Origin of the sequence: Jeotgalicoccus sp. WY2 (assembly GCF_018437745.1) — a bacterium.
GTDB classification, from domain to species: Bacteria; Bacillota; Bacilli; order Staphylococcales; family Salinicoccaceae; genus Jeotgalicoccus; species Jeotgalicoccus psychrophilus.
The window spans coordinates 2,040,628-2,066,074 of sequence record NZ_CP049818.1; the positions used below are offsets into that span (position 1 = coordinate 2,040,628).

The 25,447-nt window shown below is 40.5% G+C and carries 22 protein-coding genes, 1 other RNA gene, 9 pseudogenes and 1 riboswitch; of the genes and pseudogenes, 26 read left to right on the forward strand and 6 right to left on the reverse strand.

Annotation, left to right across the window (positions count from 1 at the left end):
* Nucleotides 1-11: 11 nt before the first annotated feature.
* Nucleotides 12-1,310 carry a phosphopyruvate hydratase gene (eno, locus tag G4D76_RS11820; protein ID WP_213809974.1) on the forward strand — a complete coding sequence of 433 codons (1,299 nt, stop codon included), beginning with the start codon at nucleotides 12-14 and terminating at the stop codon, nucleotides 1,308-1,310.
* 58 nt (nucleotides 1,311-1,368) lie between these two features.
* Complete coding sequence (locus G4D76_RS11825; RefSeq protein ID WP_213809975.1) at nucleotides 1,369-1,734, forward strand: hypothetical protein; 366 nt, start codon at nucleotides 1,369-1,371, stop codon at nucleotides 1,732-1,734.
* A gap of 308 nt (nucleotides 1,735-2,042) precedes the next feature.
* Here the strand turns inward: G4D76_RS11825 and G4D76_RS11830 are convergent, their stop codons facing one another.
* Complete coding sequence (locus G4D76_RS11830; protein WP_213809976.1) at nucleotides 2,043-2,804, reverse strand: nuclease-related domain-containing protein; 762 nt, start codon at nucleotides 2,802-2,804, stop codon at nucleotides 2,043-2,045.
* A gap of 197 nt (nucleotides 2,805-3,001) precedes the next feature.
* Between G4D76_RS11830 and secG the strand changes: the two genes are divergently transcribed.
* From secG to G4D76_RS11875, 9 genes and pseudogenes are all read left to right on the forward strand, one after another.
* The gene (gene secG, locus G4D76_RS11835) at nucleotides 3,002-3,232 is read left to right on the forward strand and encodes a preprotein translocase subunit SecG (RefSeq protein ID WP_026859934.1); all 231 of its coding nucleotides are present in this window, start codon (nucleotides 3,002-3,004) and stop codon (nucleotides 3,230-3,232) included.
* Between the two features lie 130 nt (nucleotides 3,233-3,362).
* Nucleotides 3,363-4,110: pseudogene (locus tag G4D76_RS11840) on the forward strand (alpha/beta hydrolase).
* A 79-nt stretch (nucleotides 4,111-4,189) separates the two neighbouring features.
* Nucleotides 4,190-6,435 (forward strand): annotated as a pseudogene (gene rnr, locus G4D76_RS11845) (ribonuclease R).
* A 6-nt stretch (nucleotides 6,436-6,441) separates the two neighbouring features.
* Nucleotides 6,442-6,910 (forward strand): annotated as a pseudogene (gene smpB / locus G4D76_RS11850) (SsrA-binding protein SmpB).
* Between the two features lie 70 nt (nucleotides 6,911-6,980).
* Nucleotides 6,981-7,341, forward strand: a transfer-messenger RNA (tmRNA) gene (ssrA, locus tag G4D76_RS11855).
* Nucleotides 7,342-7,498: 157 nt separating this feature from the next.
* Nucleotides 7,499-8,680 (forward strand): annotated as a pseudogene (locus G4D76_RS11860) (glycerate kinase).
* Nucleotides 8,677-10,047, forward strand: coding sequence for an SLC13 family permease (locus G4D76_RS11865; protein ID WP_213809977.1), 1,371 nt, complete (start codon nucleotides 8,677-8,679; stop codon nucleotides 10,045-10,047). Before G4D76_RS11860 ends, G4D76_RS11865 begins: the two are co-directional and overlap by 4 nt.
* 80 nt (nucleotides 10,048-10,127) lie before the next feature.
* Complete coding sequence (locus G4D76_RS11870) at nucleotides 10,128-10,325, forward strand: CsbD family protein (protein ID WP_026859939.1); 198 nt, start codon at nucleotides 10,128-10,130, stop codon at nucleotides 10,323-10,325.
* Nucleotides 10,326-10,448: 123 nt separating this feature from the next.
* Nucleotides 10,449-10,859, forward strand: coding sequence for an Ohr family peroxiredoxin (locus G4D76_RS11875; protein WP_026859940.1), 411 nt, complete (start codon nucleotides 10,449-10,451; stop codon nucleotides 10,857-10,859).
* Nucleotides 10,860-10,933: 74 nt separating this feature from the next.
* Here G4D76_RS11875 and G4D76_RS11880 read toward each other — a convergent pair whose 3' ends face one another.
* The 3 genes from G4D76_RS11880 to G4D76_RS11890 form a co-directional block, all read right to left on the reverse strand.
* A complete protein-coding gene (locus G4D76_RS11880; RefSeq protein ID WP_213811049.1) occupies nucleotides 10,934-11,857 on the reverse strand; it encodes an IS3 family transposase in 924 nt (307 codons plus the stop codon).
* Nucleotides 11,791-12,315 carry a helix-turn-helix domain-containing protein gene (locus G4D76_RS11885; RefSeq protein ID WP_213809978.1) on the reverse strand — a complete coding sequence of 175 codons (525 nt, stop codon included), beginning with the start codon at nucleotides 12,313-12,315 and terminating at the stop codon, nucleotides 11,791-11,793. The genes G4D76_RS11880 and G4D76_RS11885 overlap by 67 nt, the downstream gene beginning before the upstream one ends.
* Before the next feature lie 160 nt (nucleotides 12,316-12,475).
* Nucleotides 12,476-13,015 carry a hypothetical protein gene (locus tag G4D76_RS11890; protein WP_213809979.1) on the reverse strand — a complete coding sequence of 180 codons (540 nt, stop codon included), beginning with the start codon at nucleotides 13,013-13,015 and terminating at the stop codon, nucleotides 12,476-12,478.
* Between the two features lie 94 nt (nucleotides 13,016-13,109).
* Between G4D76_RS11890 and aroD the strand changes: the two genes are divergently transcribed.
* From aroD to G4D76_RS11930, 8 genes and pseudogenes are all read left to right on the forward strand, one after another.
* Nucleotides 13,110-13,826: a type I 3-dehydroquinate dehydratase gene (gene aroD, locus G4D76_RS11895; protein ID WP_213809980.1), complete on the forward strand. Its 717-nt coding sequence runs from the start codon at nucleotides 13,110-13,112 to the stop codon at nucleotides 13,824-13,826.
* Nucleotides 13,827-14,041: 215 nt separating this feature from the next.
* On the forward strand, nucleotides 14,042-14,398 hold the full coding sequence (locus G4D76_RS11900) for a Spx/MgsR family RNA polymerase-binding regulatory protein (protein WP_250129973.1): 357 nt from the start codon (nucleotides 14,042-14,044) through the stop codon (nucleotides 14,396-14,398).
* Between the two features lie 67 nt (nucleotides 14,399-14,465).
* A pseudogene (gcvH, locus tag G4D76_RS11905) lies at nucleotides 14,466-14,844 on the forward strand (glycine cleavage system protein GcvH).
* 96 nt (nucleotides 14,845-14,940) lie between these two features.
* The gene (locus G4D76_RS11910; protein WP_026859945.1) at nucleotides 14,941-15,348 is read left to right on the forward strand and encodes a toprim domain-containing protein; all 408 of its coding nucleotides are present in this window, start codon (nucleotides 14,941-14,943) and stop codon (nucleotides 15,346-15,348) included.
* Nucleotides 15,349-15,379: 31 nt separating this feature from the next.
* Nucleotides 15,380-15,613, forward strand: coding sequence for a thioredoxin family protein (locus tag G4D76_RS11915; RefSeq protein WP_250129974.1), 234 nt, complete (start codon nucleotides 15,380-15,382; stop codon nucleotides 15,611-15,613).
* Between the two features lie 37 nt (nucleotides 15,614-15,650).
* Nucleotides 15,651-15,749, forward strand: a riboswitch (SAM riboswitch).
* An 81-nt stretch (nucleotides 15,750-15,830) separates the two neighbouring features.
* Nucleotides 15,831-16,852: pseudogene (locus tag G4D76_RS11920) on the forward strand (methionine ABC transporter ATP-binding protein).
* Entirely contained in the window at nucleotides 16,849-17,541 is a 693-nt protein-coding gene (locus tag G4D76_RS11925) for a methionine ABC transporter permease (RefSeq protein WP_213809983.1), read from the forward strand. Before G4D76_RS11920 ends, G4D76_RS11925 begins: the two are co-directional and overlap by 4 nt.
* Before the next feature lie 37 nt (nucleotides 17,542-17,578).
* A complete protein-coding gene (locus G4D76_RS11930) occupies nucleotides 17,579-18,418 on the forward strand; it encodes a MetQ/NlpA family ABC transporter substrate-binding protein (RefSeq protein ID WP_213809984.1) in 840 nt (279 codons plus the stop codon).
* Nucleotides 18,419-18,467: 49 nt separating this feature from the next.
* On the opposite strand, the gene G4D76_RS11935 is transcribed toward G4D76_RS11930, so the two are convergent.
* The gene (locus G4D76_RS11935; protein ID WP_213809985.1) at nucleotides 18,468-18,671 is read right to left on the reverse strand and encodes a UbiA prenyltransferase family protein; all 204 of its coding nucleotides are present in this window, start codon (nucleotides 18,669-18,671) and stop codon (nucleotides 18,468-18,470) included.
* Between the two features lie 34 nt (nucleotides 18,672-18,705).
* Nucleotides 18,706-19,362 carry a protoheme IX farnesyltransferase gene (locus tag G4D76_RS11940; RefSeq protein WP_213809986.1) on the reverse strand — a complete coding sequence of 219 codons (657 nt, stop codon included), beginning with the start codon at nucleotides 19,360-19,362 and terminating at the stop codon, nucleotides 18,706-18,708.
* 155 nt (nucleotides 19,363-19,517) lie between these two features.
* Between G4D76_RS11940 and G4D76_RS11945 the strand changes: the two genes are divergently transcribed.
* The 7 genes and pseudogenes from G4D76_RS11945 to sufU all read left to right on the forward strand — a co-directional run bounded on the left by G4D76_RS11945 (nucleotide 19,518) and on the right by sufU (nucleotide 25,428).
* Nucleotides 19,518-19,874, forward strand: coding sequence for a DUF4870 domain-containing protein (locus tag G4D76_RS11945; RefSeq protein ID WP_213809987.1), 357 nt, complete (start codon nucleotides 19,518-19,520; stop codon nucleotides 19,872-19,874).
* 449 nt (nucleotides 19,875-20,323) lie between these two features.
* On the forward strand, nucleotides 20,324-20,917 hold the full coding sequence (locus tag G4D76_RS11950) for a DUF4352 domain-containing protein (protein WP_250129975.1): 594 nt from the start codon (nucleotides 20,324-20,326) through the stop codon (nucleotides 20,915-20,917).
* 161 nt (nucleotides 20,918-21,078) lie between these two features.
* Nucleotides 21,079-21,423 (forward strand): DUF4870 domain-containing protein, encoded by a 345-nt coding sequence (locus G4D76_RS11955; protein ID WP_213809988.1) that lies wholly within the window; start codon nucleotides 21,079-21,081, stop codon nucleotides 21,421-21,423.
* A 221-nt stretch (nucleotides 21,424-21,644) separates the two neighbouring features.
* Nucleotides 21,645-22,425: pseudogene (sufC, locus tag G4D76_RS11960) on the forward strand (Fe-S cluster assembly ATPase SufC).
* Between the two features lie 15 nt (nucleotides 22,426-22,440).
* A pseudogene (sufD, locus tag G4D76_RS11965) lies at nucleotides 22,441-23,752 on the forward strand (Fe-S cluster assembly protein SufD).
* A gap of 20 nt (nucleotides 23,753-23,772) precedes the next feature.
* A pseudogene (locus tag G4D76_RS11970) lies at nucleotides 23,773-24,998 on the forward strand (aminotransferase class V-fold PLP-dependent enzyme).
* Complete coding sequence (sufU, locus tag G4D76_RS11975) at nucleotides 24,988-25,428, forward strand: Fe-S cluster assembly sulfur transfer protein SufU (RefSeq protein ID WP_026859956.1); 441 nt, start codon at nucleotides 24,988-24,990, stop codon at nucleotides 25,426-25,428. Before G4D76_RS11970 ends, sufU begins: the two are co-directional and overlap by 11 nt.
* Nucleotides 25,429-25,447 lie beyond the last annotated feature (19 nt).

The window sequence follows — 25,447 nt, forward strand, 5'->3', positions numbered from 1 at the left end:
AGTAGGATGACATGCCATTAATTACAGACGTATATGCACGTGAAGTTTTAGACTCTAGAGGAAACCCGACAATCGAGGTTGAAGTGTTAACAGAAAGCGGCGCTTTTGGCCGGGCACTCGTTCCTTCAGGCGCTTCAACAGGGGAACATGAAGCGGTAGAACTTCGTGATGGTGATTCATCACGCTTCTTAGGCAAAGGTGTAGAGCAGGCAGTAGAAAATGTTAACTCAATTATTGCGCCTGAATTAATCGATGGGGAATTCACTGTCTTAGAACAGGTTTCAATCGATAAAATGCTTATTCAGTTAGACGGGACGAAAAATAAAGAAAAATTAGGCGCTAACGCTATATTAGGTGTATCAATTGCCGTAGCGAAAGCAGCAGCAGATGTTCTCGGCCAGCATTTATATAAATACTTAGGCGGATTTAATGCGGTGCAGCTTCCTGTACCGATGATGAATATTATTAACGGCGGCGAGCACGCTGACAACAGTATCGACATTCAGGAATTTATGATTATGCCTGTCGGCGCATCTACCTTTAAAGAAGCACTCCGCATGGGCACGGAAATTTTCCATCACCTTGCGAAAGTTTTATCAACTAAAGGCTACAGCACTGCAGTCGGTGACGAAGGCGGATTCGCTCCAAACCTGAAATCGAACGAAGAAGCTTTAGAAGTAATCGGCGAAGCAGTTGCTGCTGCAGGTTACGAGCTCGGTTCTGATATCGTTCTTGCGATGGACGCAGCTTCAAGCGAATTCTTTAACAAAGAAACGGGCAACTACGAGCTTAAAGGTGAGGGTAAAACTTACTCGTCAGAAGAACTTGTTAACTGGTACGGTGAACTTGTTAATAAGTATCCAATCATTTCAATCGAAGACGGGTTAGACGAAAACGACTGGGCAGGCACGAAGTTACTGACTGACAAAATTGGCGATAAAGTCCAGCTTGTCGGAGACGACCTGTTCGTTACAAACACTGAGAAGTTAGTTCAGGGAATTGAACAGGGCGTTGCAAACTCAATTTTAGTTAAAGTAAACCAAATCGGTACGCTGACGGAAACATTCGAAGCAATCGAAGTCGCACAGCGCGCAGGTTACACAGCAGTCATCTCACACCGCTCAGGTGAAACAGAAGATACGACAATCGCTGACATCGCTGTCGCAACAAACGCCGGTCAAATCAAAACAGGTGCACCATCACGCACAGACCGCGTAGCAAAATACAACCAGCTGCTCCGCATCGAAGACGAATTGTACGAAACGGGCACATACAAAGGCCTGGCATCATTTTATAACTTGAATAAATAAGTGATATAAGTGGAAAACCCCTCGTGAGAGGGGTTTTTGTTTTGTGGTGGATAGGATAGTGAGAGCAGAGATGAGCAAGGTGGGTCAAAAAGTGATGAGCTTGCTCATAATTGGTGTGTCAATGAGCAAGGTGGATCAAAAAGTGATGACCTTGCTCATAATTGGTGCGTCAATGAGCAAGGTGGATCAAAAAGTGATGACCTTGCTCATAATTGGTGCGTCAATGAGCAAGGTGGGTCAAAAAGTGATGACCTTGCTCATAATTGGCGTGGAAATGCAAGATGGATCAAAAAGTGATGAGCTTGCTCATAATTGGTGTGTAAATGAGCAAGATGGATCAAAAAGTGATGAGCTTGCTCATAATTGGTGTGTAAATGAGCAAATGGATCAAAAAGTGATGAGCTTGCTCATAATTGGTGTGTAAATGAGCAAGATGGATCAAAAAGTGATGAGCTTGCTCATAATTGGCGTGGAAATGAGCAAGATGGATCAAAAAGTGATGACCTTGCTCATAAAATATGTGAAAGGGTGCAGACGATAAATGAAAATAAAAATTCCACTCAAAAACGCAATTTTTGTAAGTTGAGTATTTATTAGAATAATTTTTACCTTCGCGTTTATACTTGCGTACTGTGGAGCTGCTGACAACACCTCCACTTAACTTAGAAATCTTGGCGGCTGACACTTCCCATGATTCATTTAAAGTTTTCAATTCATCAATGAGTACCAGAACTATTTCGAAAGTACTAAATGTTTTAGTACATGAACGACAGCAATATTTATATGAATTAACCCGCTCCAGCTCCGCGACCGAATCGCACTGATAACAAAAGACGCCGGACGGAGCTCCTCAAAGCAAACGTTCGCCGGCAAGTCGTACATGGATTTCTTCAAACGGCGGCTGTCCAGATAGCTTGAGAGAGCACTTTGGTCATAACGATTGGATACACAAATACCGCCTAGCCGCCGGTGTGTATTGCTCGGCACCAGCAGATTTTCTAAATTTGGCATATTGTAAATAGTTTGCCGCGGATTTACAAAAACTAGGTGCGAGGTGATGTCGTAGTTAAATCCGCCGGACCGAAGCAGAAAGTCGAGCGAAGTCCGCTGGCGGTTGACCTGCATGCTTAAGTCTTTGTATTCCCGGCCGCCGGTGAAGTGCCAGGACTTCGCACCGTAGACTAAATCAAAACCGAAGTTTTTCACTTCGAATGTATAAATACGATCACCGGCGACAAGCACGTTATCAATCTGAACTTCGCTCAAACCGCTGGCCACCTTCATCGTCGTCGCACCAGGATCAATTTTAAAGCGGTAATCTTTTAAATGGTATACATCGAGTTCCTGCACAAGCTCTTCGAGAAGTTTATCGAAACCGAGCTCTCCAGCGTAGCCGCGATGCAATTTATCCCTTTCTTTTTCTTCGGTCTCACCGAGAATTGTCCGCCTTGATAAAATCTGCAATTGTTTAAATTTTAATGGAATTATACGCATAGTATTAACATAGAATATAAGTGAATTATCTCCAAATGACAAAAATTCAAAAAATGAATTGTAAAATAGACAGTTCTTGCAAAATCACTCACTGCCCCTAATGTAACAACTACATTACAAAACTGCTGTTTACATTGCACATACAGTAAATTTTTGGTACTATTTATACTGTTAATATAAATCGGAGGGGTATCTTCATGCAGACACTACTCATCGTTCTGTTAATCATCGTGTGTATATCGCTTATCGCTGTAGTGTTACTACAATCCGGAAAAAGTGCCGGCCTGTCAGGAGCAATCGGCGGTGGTGCTGAGCAAATGTTCGGTAAGCAAAAAGCGCGCGGAATGGATCTTGTTCTACATAGAGCAACTGTAATTTTATCAATTCTATTCTTTATGATTATGCTGTTACTGACATACTTAGGTTAATACGATAAAGGGTGAGCCCGAATCCGATTAATACAGGATTCAGGCTCTTTTTTTATGATTGGAACGATGATTCTTTAGTATCACAGAAATTTAGCGTACAATAAAAGTAACACTATTTTGAGGTGACCTCATGAATATTAAATTACCTGAGAAATTTTACTTTAAAGAGCCGAGCGGCGATAATGCAGTTCTTCTGCTGCACGGTTTTACGGGCAACACGTCTGATGTGAGACAGCTCGGCCGGTATCTTCAGAAAAAGGGAATGACTTCTTATTCGATAAACTACGAAGGCCACGCGGAACATCCGAAGAAGATTACAGAATCTTCTCCGTTCGTCTGGTATAAACAGGTGGTTGAAGCGTACGATTTTCTAAGAGATGAGGGCTACAGTAATATTTTTGTAGCCGGTGTATCAATCGGTGGTGTAATGGCGCTGCGCCTCACGTTGGAGCGCGATGTTACGGGGCTCAGTACGATTTGCAGTCCAATGTATATGAAGGAAGCTTCGAAGTTGTACGCGCAGTTTATCGGGTATGCAGAAAAGTATTTGAAGATGTTTGAAAACAAAACGCCTGAGCAAATAAAAAAAGAGACTGAAAATCTTAAGATGACAGGGACTTTTGATGATATCAGCACGTTTATTAATATGGTAAGAGGGAATTTAGATGATGTTAATGTCCCGCTGTTTGTGGCCCAGGCAACGCATGATAAAGTAATTGACCGAGACAGTGCAAATGTTATTTTTAACAGGACAGGGACTGAAGAAAAAAGAAATTAAATGGTACGATAAAGGCGGTCACGTACTGACTATAGATGAAAGCAAGGAAGAATTATTTGAAGATATATACAATTTTATTGAGCAGCACGAATTACAGTAATAACAATAGATATGGAGGATTACAATGAGAGACTTTAAAGAAAATACTAGCCATTGTAAATAGCGATGACTACAAACCGATGACAATTGATGAGTTTAAAGAATCTTTTGGAGCGGATGACTCGGATGAATTCAAAGATATGGTGAAAACTTTAGTCTCTCTTGAAGAATCCGGTAAATTAGTCCGAACGAAGAAAGACAAATATATGAAATCACCTGACTCAAACAAAGTGAAGGGTACTTTATCAATGCACAAACGCGGCTTTGGATTTTTACGTCCTGAGGAAGAAGAAATAGAGGATTTTTATTCCGCCGACAGCAGTAAATGGTGCATTTGACGGTGATACGGTACTGGTTGAAGTCGAGAAGAGTACACGCGGCGATAAAACAGAAGGCCACGTGGTAAGCATTCTTGAGCGCGGAGTAACGAAATTCGTCGGAGAGTACAGTGCAAATGTTAACTATGGTTTCGTTGTGCCTGACTCGAAGACATTTAAAACCGATGTGTTTATTCCGAGAAATAATAATCTCGGTGCAATTGACGGCCATAAAGTGCTCGTTGAAATTACGAAGTTCCCGGATAATCCCGACCAAGGCAATCCGGAAGGCCACGTCGTTCAAATTCTCGGCCATAAAAAATGATCCGGGAGTAGATATTTTATCGATTATATACCAGCACGGCATCGAGGCATTGATTTCCCTGATGAAGTCCTGGAACAGGCTGAAGCAATACCTGACGAGATTAATCAGGATGATACTAAAGGCAGAGTCGATTTAAGAGACGACTTTACGATTACGATTGACGGCGCAGATGCGAAAGACCTTGATGATGCTGTCAGTGTGATGAAATTGGATAACGGCAACTTCGAACTGACTGTCAGTATTGCCGACGTGAGTCAATATTACGAAGAATTCGGCCATGGATGAAGAAGCGTATCACCGCGGCACGAGTGTTTATTTAGTTGACCGCGTAATTCCGATGATTCCGCACCGTTTATCAAATGGAATCTGTTCGTTAAATCCGCATGTCGACCGTCTGACACTGAGCTGCCGTATGGAATTTACACCGGGCGGTAAAGCGGTGGATCACGAAATTTTTGAGAGTGTAATTAATTCAGATTACCGTATGACTTACGGTGATGTGAATCTGATGCTGACAGATAAAGACGAGAGCGTTATTAATGAGTTTAAAGAAGTGTATGAGCCGCTCTTGGAAGCTGAAGCACTTGCAGCAGCATTGCGCGCTAAACGCGAAGGCCGAGGCGCTATCGATTTTGATTTCGATGAAGCAGCTGTAGTTGTCGGCGAAGACGGCACACCTGAAGATATCGTCTTAAGAAATCGTGGTACGGGCGAGAAAATGATTGAAGAATTTATGCTTGCAGCAAACGAAGCGGTCGCAGAACACTTCCATTGGATGGATGTACCGTTTATGTACCGTATTCACGAAGAGCCAAAAGAAGAGAAACTGAACAAGTTCTTTGATTTCCTGACAGGTTTTGGTGTTGTAGTTAAAGGTAAAGGCAATCAGATTCATCCTCATGCACTGCAGGAAATTATTGAAGAAGTTAAAGGCCGTCCGGAAGAAATGGTTATTTCAATGCTGATGCTGCGCTCGATGCAGCAGGCGAAATATTCACCGGAGTCTCTCGGTCACTTCGGACTGTCGACTGAGTTTTACACTCACTTTACGTCACCGATTCGCCGTTATCCCGACTTAATTGTTCACCGTTTAATACGTGAATATCTATTTAACGGGAAAACAGATGCGAAGACAATCCGACGCAATAAGAGCGAACTGCCTGAGATTGCCAAGCATACTTCAGAAAGAGAGCGCCGCGCCCAGGATGCTGAGCGCGACACTGATGATCTGAAGAAAGCGGAATTCATGCTGAAACATGTTGGCGAGACTTTCGAAGGTGTCGTAGCCGGAGTAATGAACTTCGGTATGTTCGTTGAACTGCCTAATACAATTGAAGGACTTGTTCACGTCAGCCATATGACTGATGATCATTACAATTTCAATGAACGTGCCATGGCAATGATTGGGGAGCGTACAGGTACTCAGTTCCGTATCGGCGATAAAGTTGAAATAGAAGTGCTTGGTGTAAACCTTGAAGAACGCTTAATAGACTTTAAAGTTGTCGGCATGCCTGACAGAAAACGTCCGGAAAGAAGAAGCGCACCTGTTACCATTAAAGGTGATGCCAGAGATAACAAAAAAGAAAAAACACGCTCACGTGAAAAGAAAGGGAGCTTTAGTAAAGGCGGCAAGAAAAAACCTTTCTATAAATCTGTGGCGAAAAAAGGGAACGGAAAGAAGTAGAGGCTTATGAGTAAACACAATCAGAAGACTAAGCCGCTGGCACAAAACCGCAAAGCGAGTCATGATTACTCGATCGATGACACGATTGAAGCGGGCATTGTGCTGAGCGGTACAGAAATTAAATCAATACGGCGGGGCTCAGCGAACTTAAAAGACTCGTATGCGCGTGTTTATCAGAATGAAATGTATGCCTACAACATGCACATTGCACCGTACGAAGAGGGCAACCGTTTTAATCACGAACCCTTGCGCACACGCAAGCTGCTCCTGCACCGTAAGGAAATTAATAAACTCAGAGGGCATCTTGATGCCCCGGGTAATGCGATTATTCCGCTGAAACTGTATAAAGAACGGCATGTGCAAAGTGCTGTTAGGAGTTGCAACTGGTAAGAAAAAATACGATAAACGCGAAGATCTGAAGAAGAAACAAATGAAACGCGAAATTGACCGTGCAATGAAAGAGCAGTTCCGTTAATTTGTCAATGGGTTTTTATCGTGTTATAATATTAAGTGCTCGACGAAATACGTCGGTATTTAATTAATCCGGGGACGTTCCGGATTCGACAGGGGCTATTCGGGCATTTTAAGCGTGTCGGAGGTTTCGGCTTCGTCATCAACGATACTCAGTTATAATAACTGGCAAACAAAACAATTTCGCAGTAGCTGCCTAAGAGCGCTCTGCATCATCCCATGAGCTTTCCTATGGCCCGTGACGATGATCCAATTGAAATAGGATACGCTCTTTAATCTGCGGTCGGAAGATTGAGAGAAGAGATTAATCGGACTAGCATGGAATGAGGTTCGTTCATTACCATCATCCATGTGAAACTCAATAATGGACTACACACGTAGAAAGAAATGTTGCGAGGTCTCTGGACGCGGGTTCAACTCCCGCCGTCTCCATACTAAGACTCAATCCTTAAAGGGATTGGGTCTTTTTTTGTTTTATTAATATTTTATTCGAGTAATTTAATTAACCTTTAATCATTCGTCTACCGATTCATAACTTTTCCTGTGTAATTTATGTATTAACACAACAGAGAAAGGGAGATTTATTATGAAAATGGTAGTTATCCCATCGGGGTTTAAAGAATCTTTAAGTTCAGAAGAGGTAGGGTTTGCAATTGAAAAGGGAATTAACCGTGTCAGCAGAGAACACGATGTTATTGTGATTCCGATGGCTGACGGCGGGGAAGGTTTTGTTGAAACAATTGTTAAGTTAAAAAAAGGGGAAATTGTTAATACGGCAGTGACAGGACCGGTCGGTAAGAAAATAAATTCTTTCTTCGGTATTTTCTATGAAAACGGTGTGAAAACTGCAGTAATAGAAATGGCTGCGATTGCAGGACTCCGCCACGTGCCGTATGATCAGAGAAATCCTTTATATACGACGACATACGGTATCGGTGAAACGATTATTGAAGCGCTGAACAATAACGCCGAGAGAATTTTAATCGGCTGCGGCGATTCAGGTACTTCGGACGGCGGTAGCGGGATGGCGCAAGCTATCGGTGTTAAGTTTTACGATAAAAATAATGAACTGTTAAATATTACAGGTGGTGTGGATATCGGTAACATTCACCATATTGATATGTCTGAAATTGACCCGCGCATCCAGAATGTAAGTACAGATGTTGCAGTAAACTGGAAAAATGTACTCTGCGGTGAAAGTGGTGTGGGGAAAGTTTTCGGTCCTCAAAAAGGAGCGTCAAAAGAAGATGTGCAGCTCTTATCGGACAACTTCGACCATTTAGCGAAACTGCTTAACAGCTGACCGGCACTGATTTATCATATGTAAACGGAGGCGGTGCATCAGGCGGTCTCGGTGCTGGGTCTTGGGGATTTATCGGGTGCGGAGCTTCATCCGCGCTTTGATATTATACGCAAGTATATAGAGATATCGGATGCGATTCAGACCGCGGATATCGTAATTACCGCTGAAGGATGTATCGATTATCAGACGCCAAACGATAAAATACCGTCTGAAGTGGCGCGCATCGCAAAACAATATGATAAACCTGTTATTGCGTTTGCGGGAACAATCGGTAAAAAAGCGAGTATGAACTATGAAAGCGGCATCGATGCGTATGCGAGTATTATTCCAAAACCGGCAACACTTGAAAAGTCCATGACAGACGCAGCGAAATGGCTTGAAAAATGCACAGAGAATACGATACGTCAAATTATGATTGGTACACAGCTAGCCCGGAATATTGAAGAATCCCCGGAGCAGTCCGTTAAATGACACTTAAATATAAAGTGCTGGGTATCGTATTTATACTGATTGCTGTGCTGATCGGTCTGTTAAAGGAATTGGATTACCTCGGTTCCTTAAGTTTTATCATATTTATATTTGCGCTAGGCATGTTTATATTTTCCAGTCTGCCTGCAGGACTCGTTGCATGGCTGTCGTTATGTGCCGGGGTTCTCTTTGGGCTGCCGGAAGAAATTATCTTTGAATCATTTAATGTCGATATTGTATGGCTGATGATTGGAGCATTTATAATTGCGGAAGTATTGGTCAAAAGCGGGCTGCTCAGCCGACTGACGCAATGGATAGAGCGACACTGTTATACGAAAGGGCGCGTGACATTCTTTACGTTTTTACTGATTCAGATACTGTCAGTCGCTGTGCCATCTACGTCGGGCAGAGCATCCGCAATGCTGCCTGTCTACAATATTTTAAGCGGCAGATTTCATCATCATAAGAAATTTTTCGGGATAGGAATTCCGGTTCTGATTCTGATGGGGGCGAATACGACACTGCTTGGTGCAGGGAGTCATATTATTGGTATTGGAATTCTAAGTACGCAGACCGGCGAATCAATATCATATGTCGAGTTTTTAATATACGCGATGCCTTTTGGGCTGATCGTCGGACTGATAACTCTATTTATATTAAAAATGATGTACTTTAAAGATTTTGGCTATGACTTCGAAGTTAAATCTGAACAAGAGAAAAGACCTTTTACTGAAAGAGAGAAATCTGCACTGATTTTGGTCGGGATTACAATCCTGCTCTGGCTCGGTGAACCGGTTCATGGACTCGATATCGCATTTGTCACAATACTAATGAGCTTAATAATGATGCTGCCTCACTTTAAGTTAATCAGCTGGAAAGAAGGGCTCTCAAGCGTGTCATGGAGTTTAATATTCTTCGTTGCGGGTGCAGCAGCACTGGGTAAGCTGCTGGTTGATTACGGAGTAACGGATTATTTTCAGTATATATTAATGACTTTATTCAGCGGATTGAATGTCACGTCGGAACTGACGATTCTCTTAATCATTATATTAATCAGTGTGTTATCGCATATTCTGATTACGAGCCATACGACACGGGCAGTAGTTTTAATACCGGTATTTATAATACTGGCAGAATCATTTAATTTAAATACACAGGCAGCGGTATTTATCGCGCTGCTAGGAATTAATTTCTGTGTGACGCTGCCGGTCAGCTCAAAAGCGCTGCTGATATTTTACGAAAGTGAAGACCGTCCGTTTGAAAGCCGGGAACTGATGAGGATGAGTATGATGCTTCTGCCTGTCTATATTGTGCTGATGATTTTAACGTATTATATGTACTGGCAGCATATCGGACTCGAATTAATTTAAATTTATGTTTAAGCTGCATCTGAGTGGGAATATACTAACTGTACAAAAAATACTATTGATTTAATTAAGGAGTGTTTTAAATGGCAGAAAAAGATAGCAAGTTCGAACAGTTAAAAGGTAATGCTAAAGAGACAATAGGTAACGCAGTAGGAAACGAGAAGATGGAAAAAGAAGGCATGCAGGAAAAAGCTGCTGGTAAAGCGAAAGAATACGTAGAAAAAGGTACCGATAAAGCTAACGAATCTATCGATAACTTTTCTGACAAATTTAAAAAATAATATTTACAAAAATGGAGCTGTATGAATTACGGCTTTATTTTTGTGATTAAATACTATGTTTGGATTAAAGTTCAATTCGAGAGTAAGATTGAACTGATACTAAAATATTAGGAGGCATTTATAATGGCAGTTAAATATGAAATCAATGCAGTAAACACAGGCGGCCGTAAAGGTCATGTTACAACAGGCGACAAAGCAATCGATTCACCGGTAATTCCGCCGGATCAAAGTGGCGAGGGTGTTAACCCTGAACAATTATTCGCTGCAGGTTATGCATCATGCTTTAATGGCGCATTCGACTTAATGATTAAAAAAGGCGGCGTTCGTAACGCAGAGCCGGAAGTTGATTTGACAGTACGTCTTGAAGAAGACGGCGAAGGCGTTAAACTTGGTGTAGATATTAAAGCTAAAGTTAAAAACATGTCTCAGGAAGACGCAGAAAAATATTTAGAGCAGGCACACGATTTCTGCCCGTACTCTAAAGCAACACGCGGCAATATCGACGTGGATCTATCAGTAGAAGTAGTAGAATAATTATAATAGAACAAAAAGAAGAGTCCGTGATGACGTGATACCCAAAAGTTAGACTATTTGGTATTATGCTGATTTTAATGTTTCCTGTATTGAACAGGAGACATGCCTTTTAATTTTGTCTTAATTCTCTTGGTATTATAAAATTCAATATACTCTCGGATAGCGGATTCAAGCAATTCATAAGTGTCAAACTGTTCGCCATAAAACATTTCTTGTTTCAATAAGCCAAAAAAGTTTTCCATGGGTGCATTATCTAAGCAATTCCCTTTTCTAGACATGCTCTGAGTCACATTATAGGTGTCGAGGATATTTACCCATGCTCTGTGTTGGTAATGAAATCCTTGATCTGAATGGATGACTAAATCATTCAACAGACCTTGGTGTTTGCTTAATGCATCCGTCAATGGTTTTAAAGCAATGTCTAAGTTAGGCGATCGACTCATCTCATAAGCAATAATCTCTGAAGTACAGCTATCAAATATCGTTGAAAGATATAGCCGTTTTCCTTTAGACGGTAAAGAAAACTCCGTCACATCAGTCAGCCAAAGCGTATTGACCTTATCTACTTTAAATACCCTATTGACTGTGTTTGGTGCAATGTATCCGACAGTCCCTCTATATGAACTGTATTTATTTCGATGTTTTCTTGTAAATTTCACACACAGTAAATCGTAGGTCCGCATGATACGCAAAAGACGCTTATGGTTAACGATGATACCATCTTGTTCCAATACAGCTTTAATCCTTCTGTAGCCATACCGCCCCTTACTTTGTTCAATAATTTCTCGAACGCTCTTTAATATAGGTAAATCTTTTTGCCTTTGATCATCAACATGTCTCACCCAGTAGTAATAAACAGACTTGGGCAGCTTTAAGATGTTTAGAATATCTTTCAATGAATATGACGTCTCTTGCCTTACTTCAATTGCGACTACCGCTTTTTCTTTGTTGGTTTTGTCGGTAAGGCTTTTAACTTTTTTAAGATGATATTTTCCAATTCAGACATTTTTAGTTCTTCTCGTAGTCTCTCGAGCTCTTCGCGTTCTGTTTCATTCAATGGTTGACTTGTTTTTTTAGACTGATGACTCATGTTCTTTACACGCCCTCTACGTTTTTCCTCAAGCGCAGCGTGCCCACCATCACGTAATCGACGATGCCAGTTGGCAATCATGGAAGGATTACGAATCCCAAAATGATGCGCTGTATCTTTATAGGACAACAAGTTTTCTTGTCTATAGTCTAAAACAGATCGTTTAAATTCACTAGTATAAGTTGTTTTCGTCATGTGCTTAAGCAGGCTGTCTGGCCCAAACTCATTATAGTTATTCACCCATCTTGTAATTAATGAAGGGTTGATCTGATACTGCTTAGCTAAAGCCTTATATCCACCTTCATTATTAAGGTAGGATTGAACTACTGCCATTTTGAACTCAAAACTATGTTTTTTATTTTTCATAACAAAAACTCCCCTTAAGTTGGATTTAGGTCCAACTTAAGGGGAGCACGTCATGAGGGCTCTTCTTTTTGTTGCTGCCGGATATAGGGGGCTTGAGAGGTGATATATCTCCACGGCGGCACAGAATACGTGAGAGCACGCCACCAGAGTCAAAACTAATTTACTCTATCTCTACATCAAATATCGCATTCTCACCTGAATCGTTCATCAGAGGCTCGAATACAGCAACCACATCTTCAGGCGCCTTGACTAATCCGTAGGCCATGTGACCGGTGATACTTTCTCCTGGAGCAAGATCAGCAGGCAGGGTGCTGTCCATGTCATAGCTTCTTACGTGTTCACCGCCTGCTTCCAATGTTATATCGCGTCCTGCAGGAAATACTTCATCACTACCATTTTCGTAGGTAACATCCAGCACGAGTACGCCGCTGACGTCGATAATACTGGTGTCATTGCGTTCATCTGTTAAGTAGGCATCGTTTATAGTCACTGTAATGCCGTTAAGCTCAACTGCCTCGCCGATTTGGTAGTTGTCTGTTTCTGCTGCTTCGCCTGCTTCTTCATCGACTTCGTCAATTTCAACAACTTCCACTTCTTCATTATCTGATGATATTTCCGGTTCTTCGTCATTCTCTCCACTGCTGCATGCTGACATAAATAATGCTGCAGCCAGTGCTGGCATAAAGATAAACTTTTTCATTTACTTTAACCTCCGGGATACTATAATGGTTTTATGATACCATTAGATTGAAATATCTATCAATCGCATTCAGTACGTACAAAGGGGAAGACTTATGAATACAACGAAAATTGTCGTCACACTTTCTGGTCATAATGACGACGAAATAAATGCAGAAATTAGCAAGGCGAAAGAGAATATAAATGATTTTGATATTGTTGAAATACGCGGTGATGTATTCGATGCTTTAAACCGTGAGGATCATGCTAAAAATGTCAGCTGCATTATCGATGAATTTAAACCGCTGAATAAGGAAATAATTTATACATACCGCACAGCGAGAGAGGGCGGCAGCGGTTCTAAAACGACGGTTGAATACGAAGCTCTTTTGAAAGCAGTGTGTAAATTAATGGACATTGATTATATCGACATCGAAGTGGACACAGGTGATAAAATTATCGCTTCCATCAGTGAAACTGCACGTGTGAATAATGTGGCTTGTTTGATGAGCCATCATAATTTTAAAGAGACGCCGGATACAGAAGGTATTTTATCGATGTTTAATAAAATGAATACGCTTGGCGGTGATTTGTATAAAGTTGCATATTTCCCTCAGAATGAGGCGGATGTCAGCAATGTAAGCGCAGCAGTAAAAATTGCTAAACAGCAGTACGGGGACAGAGTGATCGGGATTTCGATGGGAGAGCTCGGCAAAGTGACGCGCACTGCACAGGGTGAAGCGGCTTCTGCTTTTACATACGGCTTTATAGCGAGAGGTGCGGCACCGGGACAGATTCACGTTACAGAATTACGTAAAACTTTTACAAAATAAAATATTAAGCAATTTTTACATCCGCTTAACAGCAGCATAATAAACCGGTGGTAGAGTAAGAACTAGAAGATATAAAAATACAACTCTTCTCCCCGGCCCCCTTGTCCGCGACCTTCCCCTGAGGTTTCGGACTTTTTTCATTTTTACATATGTATAAATTAATTTATCTGGGGTATTATAAAAGTAAGAATTATTTCTTATTCGGGAGGATAACTATGATTACATTTTATGAATACCCTAAATGCACAACTTGCCGCAAAGGTAAAAAGTTTTTAACAGATAACAATCTGGAGTTCACTGTGATCGATATGGTTAAGCATGTACCTGCGAAAGATACATTAAAAGGTATCCTGGACAAATCATCCCATCCAATTGATGATTTCTTTAACAAGCGCGGTACTAAATTTAAAGAGCTGGGCCTGAAAGAACGTATGGATGACCTCAGTGAAGAAGAAAAACTGGAGCTTCTTGCAAGTGACGGAATGCTGATTAAACGCCCAATGGTGGTACTTGATGATGATGTATTATTAGGTTTCAAAGAGGAAACTTATAAAAATGCATTACTGAAATAATTCCTCTTGCTTAAAGTGTGTTAAATATGTAACAATGAGTATGATAAGTTAAAAGGGAGGTTTTAGCGTGTCATTACCACAAGATTTGAAATACAGTGAAGATCATGAATGGATTAAAGTTGAAGGCAATACTGTTACAATCGGTATTACTGACTTTGCACAGTCTGAACTTGGAGATATCGTTTTTGTCGAGCTTCCAGAAGAAGGCGACGACATCTCTACAGGTGATTCATTCGGCAGCGTAGAATCAGTGAAAACTGTTTCTGAACTATGCACCAGTGTCTGGTTCAATAGTTGCTGTTAACGAAGAGCTTGAAGACAGTCCGGAGCTTGTTAACGAAAGTCCATACGAAGGTGCTTGGATGCTGAAAGTTGAACTTTCAGATGAAAGCGAATTAGATAATCTTCTTGACGCTGCTGGTTACCAGGCAGTAATCGAGAAATAATAACGTCAACTCTGGACTTTTGTCCGGAGTTTTTTTAAACTGGTATTTATTGCTTAAAGTGAATTTATATTAAAAATTTAACTAAGGGTGATACGAATGAATCTTTCTGATAAAGTACTCATTGTTGAGGGTAAAACGGACAAACGCAGATTGGAAGAAGTGCTGGTGGAGCCTGTACAGATTATTTGCACATTTGGTACGATGGGTATTTCAAAACTTGATGAAATTATTGAACAGCTTGGTGATTCTCAAATTTTTATTTTATCCGATGCGGATAAAGAAGGAAGAAAAATTCGTAAGTGGTTTAAAAAACATCTAAGTGAAAGTACACATATTTATATAGATCCGAAATTTGGAGAAGTTGGACGCTGTCCGCATGACTATCTCGCAAACCTCCTCTTAAGACATGGATTTTATGTAGATACGAGCCTAATAATGAAAGGTAAGTTTAATCGTGAAGGAAATAATTTCAACGGAAGATATATTAAAGAATATACGGGATAAGGAACGCTACATTATTTTCGGTTTTGCCACAATGTGTAAAACATGTGATATCTCTGAGACGATGCTCAGTGTCGTTGCTGAGACGAAACAGATTTCCTATGAACGTATCAACTTAAATTTTTATACAAGATTGATCGAATATTATCAGATTCGTTCTGCACCGGCATTGCTGCTGTTTAAAAATGGAGAACTGGTCAAAGAAGTTTATGCGTTCCAGTCTGTTCCTTATTTAAATGAAGTGCTGGAAGAATTTCTGTTTGACTAATGTCGAATAGTATAATATAGATTTAATCAAATATTAACTCTTATCAAGAGTGGTGGAGGGATGTGCCCTTTGAAGCCACGGCAACCGTCACTGTGACAAGGTGCCAAATCACCGGATTGATATCCATAGATGAGAGGCATAATGAACGTTTAAAAGCCTACTCATTTTTGGAGCAGGCTTTTTTTATTGTTTCACTAGAGAGGAAAGGGAATTCTAAATGATAGACATTAGTAATGTTACTAAAATATTTAAAACTAAAAATCAAAATATAACTGCAGTGGATAATGTCGGATTAAATGTTAAAGAAGGTGAAATCTTCGGTGTTATCGGCTACTCGGGTGCGGGAAAGTCCACACTAATCCGTCTACTAAACGGACTGGAGCAGCCGACAGATGGAACTGTTACTGTAACGGGGGACGAGATCAGTCAGATGACGATGAAGGAGCTGCGTAAAAAACGCCAGAAAGTATCGATGATTTTCCAGCATTTTAATCTGCTCTGGTCGCGTACAGTCGCTGAAAATATCAGTTTCCCGCTGGAAATCGCAGGGATGCCGAAAAAACAACGTCAGTCACGTGTAGCGGAATTAGTTAGACTGGTCGGACTTGAAGGGCGCGAAAATAACTATCCGAGTGAATTGTCGGGCGGTCAGAAACAGCGTGTCGGTATTGCGAGAGCATTATCTAATGAACCGCAAGTATTGCTGTGTGATGAAGCAACGAGTGCGCTCGACCCGGAAACAACGGATGAAGTCCTCGATCTGCTCGTTAATATTACGAAAAAGATGAACTAACTATCGTCTTAATTACTCACGAAATGCATGTTATTAGAAAAATATGTGACCGCGCGGCTGTAATGGAGAACGGTAAAGTTGTAGAAGTCGGCCCGGTTATCGAATTATTCCAGAATCCTCAATCTAACGTAACGAAACGTTTCGTTAAAGATGATATTTCGGATGATGACCATACGGTTGCGATTGAAGAAATTAAAGCAGCATTCCCGACATCGACAATCGTCAAGTTGACGTTTGTCGGTACGCGTACCAAATCTCCGATTGTGTCACAGGTCATTAAAGATTACGGGCTCGATGTGAATATTCTCTCGGGGAATATTAAACAGACGAACCAGGAATCATACGGCCATCTGTACATTGCTCTTGATATTAATCAGGATACACTCGAAAAAATTACTGCAGAGTTTAAAAAGCATGACGTCACGCTGGAGGTTGAAAGCAAATGAGTGAATTTCTAACAGCATTTAAAGAAATGTTCGCTTTCGAAAACGTGAAGTGGGATGCAGTCCTTGAAGCGACTTACGAAACAATATATATGACAGTAATTGCAACAGCGCTGGCCTTTGTTATCGGTTTAATACTGGGAATCATTCTCTTCTTATCGAAAAAGAATGACAAGGGTCTAGCGAAACCAGTATACGGGGCAACATCATTTATCGTTAACCTGTTTAGAGCGATTCCATTTATCATTCTAATCATTTTGATTATGCCGTTTACAAAAGCAATTATGGGAACGGTAATGGGTTCAAACGGTGCGCTGCCTGCACTGATTATCGGTGCGGCACCGTTCTTTGCACGCTTAGTTGAAATCGGCCTGAAGGAAATTGACAAAGGTGTGATTGAAGCGGCTGAATCGATGGGTGCCGGCACTTGGACACTCATTTGGAAAGTGCTGATTCCGGAATCACTTCCAGCATTAATTTCAGGAATTACAGTGACATCAATTATGCTAGTCGGTTCAACTGCAATTGCCGGTGTTATCGGCGCAGGCGGTCTTGGTAATCTCGCATATATGGTCGGCTTTACTAGAAATCAGCCGGATGTCACACTAGTTGCAACTGTAGTAATTCTGGTCATCGTATTTATCATCCAAATTATTGGAGACTTCTCATCAAGAGCAGTTGATAAACGCTGATCTACAAATAAAAAATATAATGAAAAGAGGCTATTACATGAAGAAGATATTTGGTATTGTCACTCTGTTTGCACTCGTATTAGTTTTAGCGGCATGCGGTAACAGTTCGGAATCAGAAGGAACAGAAGGCAGTGCTGAAGGCGAGCCTGCTGAAATCTCAGTTGCGGCGTCACCTGCACCGCACGCTGAAATTTTAGAAAAAGCAGCTGAAATTTTAGCTGAAGAAGATATCACAGTAAACGTTGAAATCGTTAACGACTACACTACACCGAATAGACTGTTGGCTGACGAAGAAGTAGATGCTAACTTTTTCCAGCATACACCATACTTAGACGGTGAAGTGGAGTCCCACGGCTATGAACTTGAGAGCATCGGCAACGTGCATATCGAGCCAATGGCAGTATACTCAAATGACTATGATTCACTGGAAGATATTCCAGATGGTTCGACAATTTTAGTATCGAACAACCCGGCTGAAGAAGGGCGTTTCTTATCATTCTTCGTTACTGCCGGTTTAGTAGAAATCGAAGAAGGCATTGAAATTCAGGATGCCACATTCGATGACATTACAGAAAACCCGCACAACTTTGAATTCGATAACAACACTGCACCTGAACTGTTAGTAAATATGTATGAAAATAACGAAGCACCTGCAGTAATAATCAATGCTAACTTCGCAATCGATGCAGGCTTAAACCCTGTTGAAGACTCAATCGTTGTAGAAGAAGGCGACTCGCCGTACGCTAACCTTGTTGCTGTAAGAGCAGGCGACGAAGAACGTCCGGAACTAAAAAGACTGATTGAAGTACTGCAGTCTGAAGAAATGGTTACATTTATTGAAGAAGAATACGGCGGCACGATTATTCCTGCACAATAATATACAGAAAAAAAACTCTGGGCTGACTAAATGTCATTCCAGAGTTTTTCTATATTGTGAGTACAATCATCAGCATAAAGAGGACGATTAAATATATTAATGAGTATTTCAAATTCATATTGGCCCAGCGCTGTTTATCATCAGTACGGTATCCTTTTACTGATAAAATAATCCAGCCGCTTGTTAAGAGTATCGACACGGCGAAGAATATCCAGCCGAATGTTCCGAGTAAAATGAACGGAACAGGAAGCATTGCAATGACTAAACAGGTTCTGTCCGATGTGGCATCACACCGATAACGACAGGGAGCATCGGCACGCCGGCTCTCGTATGTCGTCCAGACGTTTAATGGCATTGCCAGCGTATGCGGAATCTGCCATGATTAATGTAGAATAGTGCAATCGCACGACGTGACTGGCAGGGGCAATGACCGCCCAGCCGATCAGCGGTGTGAATGCGCCGGATATGCTGCCGATAATTGTATTGACTGTGTATCTTCTTTTTGACCAAAAAGTATAGAGGACGACATAGAAAAACCAGCCTAAAAACGAGTAAACCGCTGCTTCAATTGTTGTCAGCATCATCATTGTCATTCCAATAATTGTTGTAACAATGGCGGCAATGAGTACACCTCTTAAGGAGAAAGAACCGGTTACAGTCGGACGACGCTGGGTACGGTCCATTTTTTTATCGAGATCGTATTCAAACCAGTTATTAAACATCAGTGCACCGGAGATAACGAGTGTGCTGCCAATCATAGTTAAGAAAAACAGCAGCCAGTGATCGGCAAAGTTCTCTCCATTAAAATAAAGTGCCAGCCAGTACGCTGTAAATACAGGGAGTACATTGGCGACAAGGACTTTGCCTTTTAATAAATATTTTATATCGGTTAGTAGTTTTATAATTTTTGACGGACTGTCAGTTGGAGCATTATGTGTATTCAAAAAAATTCCCTCGCAAGTGTTGTAATCGTTTAAAGTACATTATACCAGTACTGACTTATTCGTGAAATGTACGAATAGATAAATTATGTGAACTAAATGTTTTTGGTAATAAAATACAGGGTATAAATAAAATTAAGCGGAGGAGGAGAGTTTGAATGGAGAACAATGAACAGCCGCACAGCAATATAGTCAGTAACGGTTTCGACAAAACAATCGTTATTATTACGTATGTGTTAATGTTTTTCACAGCAGTAATCGGACCTTTAATCGTCTGGGTAATTAAGAAAGATGATGACCCGGGAACTGAAGTGGCATTACGTAACCTTGTAAACTTCGGCATATCGTACACTATATATTTAATTATTGCAGGAATAACGACGATAATATTAATCGGTTATATATTAACGCCGATTGTTACAGTCGCATTTTATATATTCATCATCATAGGTATTGTTAAATCATCGGATGGCGAGATTTACAAAGCGCCATTTACGATTGATTTTATAAAGTAAAACCCCTTTGCCAGGCAGCAAAAGCTGTCTGGTTTTTTAATTTTGTGAAAAATTAAGTGTTACATTTTGTGTAAATATTTCTGACAAATACTATCTCTATAATATTTTAATTTCATTCCTCACATATGTTTAAGACCTATACTACAGTTATAAGTATAGTAACTATTAATGTTACATTTATATAACAGAGTAACTTTAAGAAAGTGGTTTACTATAAAAACGTGGAAATGTAAGTTGATAACAAGTATTATAAACCCATGAAAAGTTCACACATTAGACATTTATTTAGAAATAGTACTATTTTGAACTCTTAAAACTCCAGTCAATTTAAACTTGTAGGTGAAAATATGCAAAAAATAAAAGCAGTATTTGTTTCTGACGATTAAAAGTACATAGGAAAATTCAAAAATTATATATTAGAATCAGAAAAACATTATAATTACTAAGGAGTGTTCGTATTGAAAAAATTAATTTTACTAGCTTTAATGAGTTCTCTAACTTTAGCAGCATGTGGTAATGAATCGGAAGACACAGGTAATGAAGAAAGTACGGATACATCTACAGAAGAAACGACGGAAATTGAAGATTCAACTGAAGATGAGAATCAGTCAGGCGAAGTTTATGAAATTGGAGATACTGCACAAATAGAAAGTTTTGAATGGGAAACTGAGTATGAAGTAACAGTTAATTCTTTTGATCAGGTTCAAGACTATAATGGACAGGCTTTAGATGAGTTTGTAGGTAATGCACCTGATACTTCATTTTTAGGTGTAGTAAATATAACAATTAAAAACATTTCAGATGAACCAATTGTAATCGGTGAATATGTGCATCCTGATGTCACTGAAGGCACTAGAGAAGGCGGCGATCAATTCCTCTTTGATTTATCAGAAGAAGATTTATCTAAAGAACTGCAGCCTGATGAAGAAGCAACATTTGATTTAGTTTATACAATGGTGACAGATGCCGAAGAAGGACAGTACAGCTTGAAGTTTGAAAATGGTATGCCTACTGAAACAGTATACAGATTGCCAATTGAGTAAAATATAGGCAGAAGTGACCGATGTGCTTAGTAAACTTCGAAAAGTGAAGATGGAGTGACTACAATAGAAGCGGCAATGATCATTCCTATTATTTGTGACCATTTTTCAGAAATGGTATAATTACAGTATAATATAACACTATATGGACGGGAGGAACTAACATGAATGAATTCAATAATGAACCGAAAACAGGTTTCGACAGCACACTGGTCTTAGTTTCCTACATCTTGTCACTATTTACGGCAGTAGTCGGTCCACTTTTAATCTGGGCGTTGAAGAAAGATGATGAGCCGCTGACTGCAGACGCACTGCGGCACATTGCAAACTTCGGGTTATCGTACACGATTTATATGTTTATAGCATGGCTGTCAACAATCATTTTAATTGGAATTGTACTTGCTCCCGCAGTCACAATCGCATTTTATATCTTTGCAATTATCGGCATCGTTAAGGCGATAAACGGTGAAGCTTACAAGCCGCCGTTTACAATAGATATATTTAAATAGATTATAAAAAAATTACACTTCTAAATGATAGGGAAATCATTTAGAAGTGTTTTATATTTTTGTAAATAATGTACTTTTACAAGCCGCAACCCTTTAAACTGCGTGCTTTCTAAGGTATATGTATAGGTGTTGTAAAGAGTCTGGTACTTTGACTATAGATTAGAATTATTATAAACTATAGGAGTATTAGAAAATCTTAAATTTCAATTGGAGGATTAGACATGGCATCTGTTTTAGAAATTAAGAATCTACACGTTGAAATAGACGGTAAAGAAATATTAAAGGGTGTTGATTTAACACTTAAGCAGGGTGAAATCCACGCTGTAATGGGACCGAACGGTACTGGTAAGTCTCACTTGCACAGGCATAATGGGGCACCCGAGCTATGAAGTTACAGAAGTGAAGTTCTTCTTGACGGCGAAATATTTTAGAAATGGAAGTGATGAGCGTGCTCAAGCTGGTTTATTCCTTGGTATGCAGTACCCATCAGAAATTTCTGGTGTGACAAACTCAGACTTCCTGCGTTCTGCAATTAATGCACAGCGTGAAGAAGGCGACGAAATTAACTTAATGCAGTTCATTAAGAAATTAGATAAAAACATGGATTATCTTGAAATGGATCCGGATATGGCTACACGTTACTTAAACGAAGGGTTTTCAGGCGGAGAGAAGAAGCGTAATGAAATCCTGCAGCTAATGATGCTCGAGCCTAAATTCGGTATTTTAGATGAGATTGATTCAGGTCTTGATATTGACGCGTTAAGAGTAGTTTCTGAAGGTATCAACAAGTTACGCGGTCAGGAGTTCGGTGCTTTAATCATTACTCACTACCAGCGTTTACTTAACTACGTTACACCTGACGTTGTTCACGTAATGATGAGAGGTAAAGTAGTTAAATCAGGCGGTAAAGAGCTTGCTGAACGTTTGGAGTCTGAAGGTTACGACTGGATTAAAGAAGAACTTGGCATCGATGACGAAACTGTCAACGCTGAAGATAAATAAGACGGGAGGATCACTATGGCTACTGAATTAAATGCATTCGAACTGAACAAGGAAGAGATTATTGCCAATGCAAATACAAGAGGCGAATCAGAATTCCTGCTCGGTAAAAGAAAAGAAGCAGTAGATAAATTTGATAGTCTTGACATGATTAAACCTGACAAGACTAAGGTAGACAAATGGGACTTCTTTAACGTTACTTCACCGGTAGTTGAAAGCAGCACTTATAATACGCTTGAAGAATTACCAGAAGCCGTTAAAGAATTAATTGACTTAGATAATAGTAAAAATATATGTTCAGCACAATAATAACCTGCTTAATCTGCGTCTTGACGAAGACCTTAAAGCAAAAGGTGTTATTGCTGAAAACATCATTGACGCAGCAAACAATCATCCTGAACTTTTAGAAAAGTACTTTATGACTGAAGGCGTTAAAATTGATGAGAACAAATTGACAGCGTATCACGCTGCACTATTAAACGGCGGAATCTTCATTTATGTGCCAAAAGACGTACACATTGAAGATCCGATCCAGATGGTAGTACTTCACGACGATAAAGATGCTTCATTATTCAACCACGTGCTGTTAGTAGCAGACGAAGGTTCAGAAGTGACTTACGTTGAAAACTACTTTACAAATCTTGAATCATCAACTGAAAAAATTAATATTATTTCAGAAGTTATTGCACTGAATAACTCTAAAATCACTTACGGTTCTGTAGATTTCCTGCCGAAAGAAATGACAGGATATGTTAACCGCCGCGGTGTAGCTTCAGATGATGCTAATATCGACTGGGCTTTAGGTTTGATGAATGATTCAAATATCATTTATGACAATACAACTTATTTAAACGGTGACCGTTCTGAATCGGATCTTAAAATCGTAACTGTTGGACGCGGTGAAACGAAAGCAAACTTCACAACGCAGATTATCCACTACGGTAAAGATTCAAATGCTCACATTTTAAAACACGGTGTAATGAAAGACCAGGCTACCAGCATCTTTAACGGTGTCGGCTATATCAAGCACGGTGCTACAAGAGCTGACGCTCAGCAGGAATCACGTATTCTTATGCTCAGCGAAAAAGCGCGCGGTGATGCGAATCCGATTCTTCTGATTGATGAAGATGATGTTACAGCAGGACACGCAGCATCAGTCGGCCGTGTTGACGATCTTCAGCTCTTCTATTTAATGAGCCGAGGGATCGAGAAGAAAGAAGCGGAACGCCTTGTTATTCACGGCTTCCTGGATCCGGTAGTTAAAGCACTGCCTATCGAATCAGTAAGAAACCAACTCAAAGAGATTATCGAGCTTAAGGTATTATCTTAAGGAAGGGAGGGCTCTGACGAATGGATATAAAAAAAATCCGTCAGGATTTCCCGATACTTGGTGAACAGGTAAACGGAAAAGACCTCATATATTTAGATACATCGGCAACGAGTCAGACACCGTTAAAAGTAATCGAAGCTATGAACGATTATTACAGAGAGTATAACTCAAACGTTCACCGCGGGGTTCATACCCTCGGTACGAAAGCGACAGATGCATATGAAAAAGCGCGCATGAAAGTGCGCAGCTTTATCAATGCGAAGCGCTTTGAAGAAATCGTTTATACACGGGGAACTACAGCAGCTATTAACTTAGTTGCCCGCAGTTTCGGTGACCTGGTTATTGAAAGCGGCGACGAAATTGTCGTCAACGAGATGGAACACCACGCGAATATTGTCCCCTGGCAGCAGCTTGCGAAACGTAAAGGTGCAAAGCTTGTCTTTATTCCATTGGAAGAAGACGGTACTATAGCACTTGACAGCGTTAAGGCTGCAATGAGCGACAAGACGAAAATCGTTGCGATTACACATGTATCGAACGTACTCGGGACTATTAATGATATCAAGTCTATTGCTGAAATTGCTCACGCTCACAATGCGTATATTTCTGTCGACGGTGCACAGGCTGTACCTCATATGGCAGTTGACGTACAGGATCTTGACGTCGATTTCTACGCATTCAGCGGACATAAAATGCTCGGACCGACAGGTATCGGTATTTTATACGGCAAAGCTGAGTTGCTTGATAAAATGGAGCCAATTGAATACGGTGGAGATATGATTGATTATGTAATAAAACCGAATCGACATGGACGGATCTGCCTGTGAAATTTGAAGCAGGTACTCCGATGATTGCCGAGGCTGTCGGTTTAAATGCAGCAATCGATTATATTAACGAACTTGGTATCGACAACATTTATCAGCATGAGAAAGAACTTGTAGCATATGCTTATGACAAAATGTCTGAAATAGAAGGTATTGAAATTTATGGGCCGGGTAAAGATAAACGTGCCGGACTCATTACTTTTAACCTTCAAGGCGTTCACCCTCACGACCTCGCAACTGCGCTGGACTCTGAAGGTATTGCCGTACGCGCCGGACATCACTGCGCACAGCCGCTGATGAAATGGTGCAAGGCATCGTCGACAGCAAGAGCAAGTTTTTATATATACAACACGATCGAAGAGATCGATCAATTTATTGAAAGTCTGGAAAAAACGAAGGAGTTTTTCTCGTATGAATTTTAACAACCTGAATCAGCTGTATCGCTCAGTTATTATGGACCACTATAAAACACCCCGTAACAAAGGTGTTGTTGAAAATGGTTCGATGACAGTTGAAATGAATAACCCGACTTGCGGTGATGAGATTCAGCTCACATTGAACGTTGAAGCGGGCATCATTAAAGATGTTAAGTTTCAAGGAGAAGGCTGCTCAATTTCCATGTCCAGCGCATCTATGATGACAGAAGCTATCATGAATCAGCCCGTAGACAAAGCATTAGAAATGGCTGCTGAATTTTCGAATATGATGCTTGGTGAGGAATACGATATCACTGAAGATATGGGAGACATTGAAGCCCTGCAGGGAGTAAGCCAATTCCCGGCACGTATTAAATGTGCAACACTCACTTGGAAAGCACTGGAAAAAGGATTCAAAGAATCCGAAAAAATATAGTATTGAGGAGCGATCATAT